Origin of the sequence: Aquamicrobium defluvii, from assembly GCF_004363725.1 — a bacterium.
In the GTDB taxonomy this organism is placed as follows: domain Bacteria; phylum Pseudomonadota; class Alphaproteobacteria; order Rhizobiales; family Rhizobiaceae; genus Mesorhizobium; species Mesorhizobium defluvii.
In genome coordinates this window covers 1-4,322 of record NZ_SNZF01000065.1, presented here as the reverse complement: position 1 = coordinate 4,322, position 4,322 = coordinate 1, and the positions used below count along the sequence as shown (strand labels likewise).

At 61.4% G+C, this 4,322-nt stretch carries 8 protein-coding genes; 1 reads left to right on the top strand and 7 read right to left on the bottom strand.

All coding sequences use genetic code 11. The features are described from left to right. The 7 genes from DES43_RS21975 to DES43_RS21950 form a co-directional block, all read right to left on the bottom strand. Window positions 1-779 (bottom strand): recombinase family protein (locus tag DES43_RS21975; RefSeq protein ID WP_245514626.1); only part of this gene is annotated, 779 nt, incomplete at its 3' end. Then, window positions 742-1,776: a hypothetical protein gene (locus DES43_RS21970; RefSeq protein WP_133676423.1), complete on the bottom strand. Its 1,035-nt coding sequence runs from the start codon at window positions 1,774-1,776 to the stop codon at window positions 742-744. The genes DES43_RS21975 and DES43_RS21970, both read right to left, overlap by 38 nt. Beyond that, on the bottom strand, window positions 1,766-1,930 hold the full coding sequence (locus DES43_RS22600) for a hypothetical protein (protein WP_166647818.1): 165 nt from the start codon (window positions 1,928-1,930) through the stop codon (window positions 1,766-1,768). Before DES43_RS22600 ends, DES43_RS21970 begins: the two co-directional genes overlap by 11 nt. Further along, window positions 1,930-2,163, bottom strand: a complete 234-nt coding sequence (locus DES43_RS21965) for a hypothetical protein (RefSeq protein ID WP_133676421.1) — start codon at window positions 2,161-2,163, stop codon at window positions 1,930-1,932. Before DES43_RS21965 ends, DES43_RS22600 begins: the two co-directional genes overlap by 1 nt. Window positions 2,164-2,287: 124 nt before the next feature. Further along, the gene (locus DES43_RS21960; RefSeq protein WP_133676419.1) at window positions 2,288-2,506 is read right to left on the bottom strand and encodes a hypothetical protein; all 219 of its coding nucleotides are present in this window, start codon (window positions 2,504-2,506) and stop codon (window positions 2,288-2,290) included. Then, entirely contained in the window at window positions 2,503-2,736 is a 234-nt protein-coding gene (locus DES43_RS21955) for a hypothetical protein (protein WP_133676417.1), read from the bottom strand. The genes DES43_RS21960 and DES43_RS21955 overlap by 4 nt, the downstream gene beginning before the upstream one ends. Then, on the bottom strand, window positions 2,733-3,191 hold the full coding sequence (locus DES43_RS21950) for a hypothetical protein (protein ID WP_133676415.1): 459 nt from the start codon (window positions 3,189-3,191) through the stop codon (window positions 2,733-2,735). The genes DES43_RS21955 and DES43_RS21950 overlap by 4 nt, the downstream gene beginning before the upstream one ends. A 588-nt stretch (window positions 3,192-3,779) precedes the next feature. On the opposite strand from DES43_RS21950, the gene DES43_RS21945 reads away from it, so the two are divergent. Continuing rightward, complete coding sequence (locus tag DES43_RS21945) at window positions 3,780-4,235, top strand: hypothetical protein (protein WP_133676413.1); 456 nt, start codon at window positions 3,780-3,782, stop codon at window positions 4,233-4,235. Window positions 4,236-4,322 lie beyond the last annotated feature (87 nt).

Genomic DNA, 4,322 nt, shown 5'->3' with positions numbered 1-4,322 from the left:
GACAGGAAGGCATCCAGATCGAACGGTTCGCCGTCCTGAATGGCTTCGATGACTTCGCCGGTTTCCTCGACCACCTGTTCATGCTCGATGGTTTCCGCTTCCTCGACGGGGGCGGCGATTTGCGGGGGCGAAGGCGCGCGCGGCGGCGACGGAGGCGTGACGGATCGGGCGTCGGGAGCGGGCGCGTCCTGCACTTCCTCGGCTATTCCAAGACCTCGAAGAATGTCAGCGAAGCCATCGCGCAAGGCGAAGGCTCGGGCGCGCATGGCAAGCATACGCTTAGGATACTGCTGCCAAGGCCCCTGCTTGCCCCACAGCCCGGCCTTTTTGGCGTCGGCAACAGAGAAGGTCGCTCGGATCGGGTCGGCCTCACCCTTGCGCTTCACGTCGCAGATGGCGACCATGTTGTCGCCGTCGCCATCAATGCGTTCCTTGATCCATTCGCACTTTCCAGAGCCGCGAACCAAGCCGATAGCGCCGTCGCCCCAGATCGTCGGGCGACCATTGACAACAGCGATGGATTGCAGGGCCGCCATCGGCGTCATGCCGACCTCCATCCCGTGCATGATCGCGACCATGGCCTTTTCGGAGGTTTCCAAGCCTCGGGGAGCCATGCCGGCCTTCACAACGGCATTGGCGATACGCCAAGCGCCGTCGAAGTCCTGCGGAACAATTGCCCGCACCGCGCCGCCTGACTGAAGGGCGGGGCGATGGGTTTCCATTTGCACAACAGCGTTCATATCAAGCGGCCCTTTGTTCCTCGACGCGCTCGACGCCATCAAGCTCGACGCCTGCGCGCACGGCCCGATTGGCAAGCTGGTCGATGGTGGTTTTCAGATCGGCGTGGTTCATTGCCAGAAGGGCGAGAGCAGCCGCCTTGTAGTCAGTGACACGTGCATTGACGAATGTACGCAGCGAGACCTTGGCTCCGGTGCTACCGGCGCTGGCGTTACGGGCTTCGGCTTCCTTTGCCTTGGCTTCCGCCTCGCGCTGAAGGCGCTCGGCTTCTTCCTTCACCGCATTGCGCTCGACTTCCGATTGCTGGTCAGATGCCGCAGCCTTGCGGGCCAGTTCCTCTGCTTCACGACGCAGACGTTCTTCCTCGCGCCGCGCCGCCTCCTGACGATCGCGCTCTTTCCGAAGCTGGTCCTGCAAGAAAACGTCCAGATGGCGCTTCAGGCGCTTGGACAGGGTGTCGGGTTCTTCTTTGAGCGGACGCCACTTGTCATCGACCGCGCGCCCGCCATCAAGCCATGGCTGCTTTTCGACCTTGTGCAGGTCGGTAGCCTTCTTGGCGATGGCGGCGATCTTCTTCGACCACACTGCCGCTTGGTCGGCCTGTTCCTGGCTCTCGATTGCCGCCGACAGGAACTTTTCAGCGAGTTCCTTTTCAGCCTCGAACTCAAGGCGAAGGGCCTCAAGCGGATCATCGGGGAGGTTGTGGCCCATGACCGCCTCGGCAACTGGCGGCTCATCCGCCCAAGCCTCGCCATTCTCGGCAACGGAGCGATATGCTTCCTCGCTAATCGGCCAATCGCAGCACCACGTCCAGATTTCATCGGCATGATCGGCCATATTCCGCCCGACCTTGGCGACCATGCCGTTCCCGTCATTCCAGATCGCAACCGGCACATCGGAGCCGGACTTGTTGCGCTTGCGCCAGAACCCGGTCTGCGGCTCCGTGGTGGCCTCAAGAGACCGCATTTCATCCTTGGTCAGGCGGCGACTGTTGCCGATGGCAAGCGCGCGCTGCCAGAATGCCCATTCATTCTGCATAGGTGTTCTCCATCAATTCGGTGAGCAGCAAATATTCGGCCCGGAGTTCCTTCCGCTCGCCGTAGGGAAGCGGCCGGCACAGGGCGCGCTCCAGCATTTCAATGCGGTCTCGGATGCCAAGGTGATCGACAGGGCGTGCTTTGGCTGCGGGCATCATGGCTTGGCCTCGCGGGCGGCCTTCTGACCAGACGCCACGGCGGAATGCATCGCGCTGATGACCGCCAGTTCTGTCGGGCGCATGGACTTGCCGCAGTGAAACCACTGCGCCTCAATGTCGCCGTCCTCCTGGTTCCATTCAAAGCCGACGATCGTCCAGAACATGCGGAAGTCATCGACGTTCAGGCCCATGAAGTCGTGGGCCAGCTTCATCGGATCAATCTTGCTCATCTCGGCACCTCAATCGCAGCCACAAGCACCACTGCCGCTATCAGGCAGAGCGAGAACGTGGCGGGGGTTGTGCGATAAGCCAGCCAAGAACACAGGCGGGCGGGGAGAAGGTCGAGGGAGCGGATCATGCTGCCGCCTCGACTTTGGCGAGGGGAGCGCGCCGGAATGTCTGGTAGTCGAAACGGTTGCAGTGATCGCAGAGTCGAACTTTGCCGTCGTTACCGTTTCGCGGCGGATTGACGCTCACTTCCCACTTCGCTTCCCCGCCGCAGCGGACAGGCACAACGCGCGCCTCAAGCCAGTATGCACCCATGCTTGGAACGTAGTTCTCACAACGCATCATGCTGCCCTTTCCTTGCTGGCGAGCCGCTTCCGGTTCTCGCGGTTGAGCTTGTGACGGAACCACTCGCGCTCGATCATCTCGGCTCTAATTTCCGCGATCTGCTCGTCGGTGAACCAGTCGAGGCCGCGCCAGCGAGAAACAACACGGTTCATGGCCGCATCGAATGTGTTGCCGCCGCCGAGGGTGTAGTCGTTGATCTTGATCTGGTGTTCGTGGCGGGCGCGGGTCACGCTGCTGCCCTCCGGTTCGAAATGGTCATGGCGATCTCAAGCTCGGCCTCGGCTTCGGAAAGAGCGCGCTCGGCACGGTCAAGATCATGCTGGCGGATGACGGAGCGGCTGCGCTCGATCTCGACGGCTACAGCAGCCTTGTCGCGATTGCGGCGGGCGGTGCGCTCGGGCTCTGGAAGGGATAGGACTTCCGCAACATGTGCGGCGTCGGCTGCTTCACAGGCCCGGTATTCCAGAACCGCTGCGGCCATCGCCTCAAGGGCTTCTGCTTCGGTGCGCTCAAGCCCCTGACGGGTGAACGCGCGCCATTCGATCCAGCCTGTTTTCGATGGCCTGATCCAGCCAATGCGCTCACCGGTGGAGGCATCGACAACATGGCGCACCGGTGCGGATGTCCCGAACGTGGCGGACGAAGTGATCGTCTTGGGGTCTGGCTTTCCGGCAATGAGGTTCATCTCAATCATCTCCTGCCCTTTGGCTCAGCGCAGATCGGCGGGGTGTCCGGGCGCTGTTGACGATTGGAATGTAAGCAATGCCTACGTAGGTGTCAACACAAATAGTAGGAGTTGCCTACATTTTTCTTGCCACCCCGAGAATCATCTGGCAGATTGCCCATGCCGAAACGCAAGAAGCCCCCGCACTGGGCGAGGGCTTCGAGGTTGGTTTCGTGTTCGCTGGCGCAGAGGACTGGGGCGGTTTGTCGAAGGGCTGCCCCAGTCCGACAAGACAACGACATGAATGAGATCGAGCCGCGACCCGGTGCAACTCCGGTGCAGATGAAGCGGCGGGCGCGGGTGTCGAAAGTCCTACCGTGCTGTCTGAAAGAGAGGACCGTCTATCCGAGAGGACGGCGTTGCATGTGTCCCATCCCGGCTCCGGCCTTCAGGACATGGCAAAGCGGCACTCCGTCTCTGTTGGCGAAAGCCAATGGGGAGGGGGTGTCTTTTGCCGGAACCCTCCCTCTCGCAACCTTCAGAGACCTTGGAGATCAACCTGAAAGATCAGCTCTCAAGGTAGTTCTGAAACGTAGAAAGGAAGGGTCTATGCCAATTTCTGCTGAGAAGATGAAACTCTACCCGGGCGGGTCGATCAAATCGCCGGAGTGGCAGGCGATCCGCGAGCGAATCCGTATCCGGGCCAGCAATTGCTGCGAGAAGTGCGGCGTCGAGAACCATGCGCTGGGCGGCCGGCTCCACAGCGGGAAATTCTTGAAAGCCCAGCCGAAGGGCGACAACGGCTTACGGCTTGTCTGGCCGAAGCCGGGCGAGGAATGGTGGTGCGGGGAGGGCGAACCGATCAAGCTCCGCATCATCAAGATCGTCTGCACGGTCGCCCACTTCGACAATCACCTGATCGACCATTCCGACGACAACCTGCGTTTCTGGTGCCAGCAATGCCATTTGCGGCACGATGCGAGGCAGCATGCGGCAAGCGCTCGGCTCACGCGCCGGCGGAAAGCACCGCAGATTGACTGGGAAGATTGGCTGAGCGGGGCCTGAAACAAAAACCCCGCCGGAGCGGGGCTTATTCATTCAGGCATCGGGAGGTCTGACGGCCAATATCCTTTCGGCGTGTTTTCGAACGCA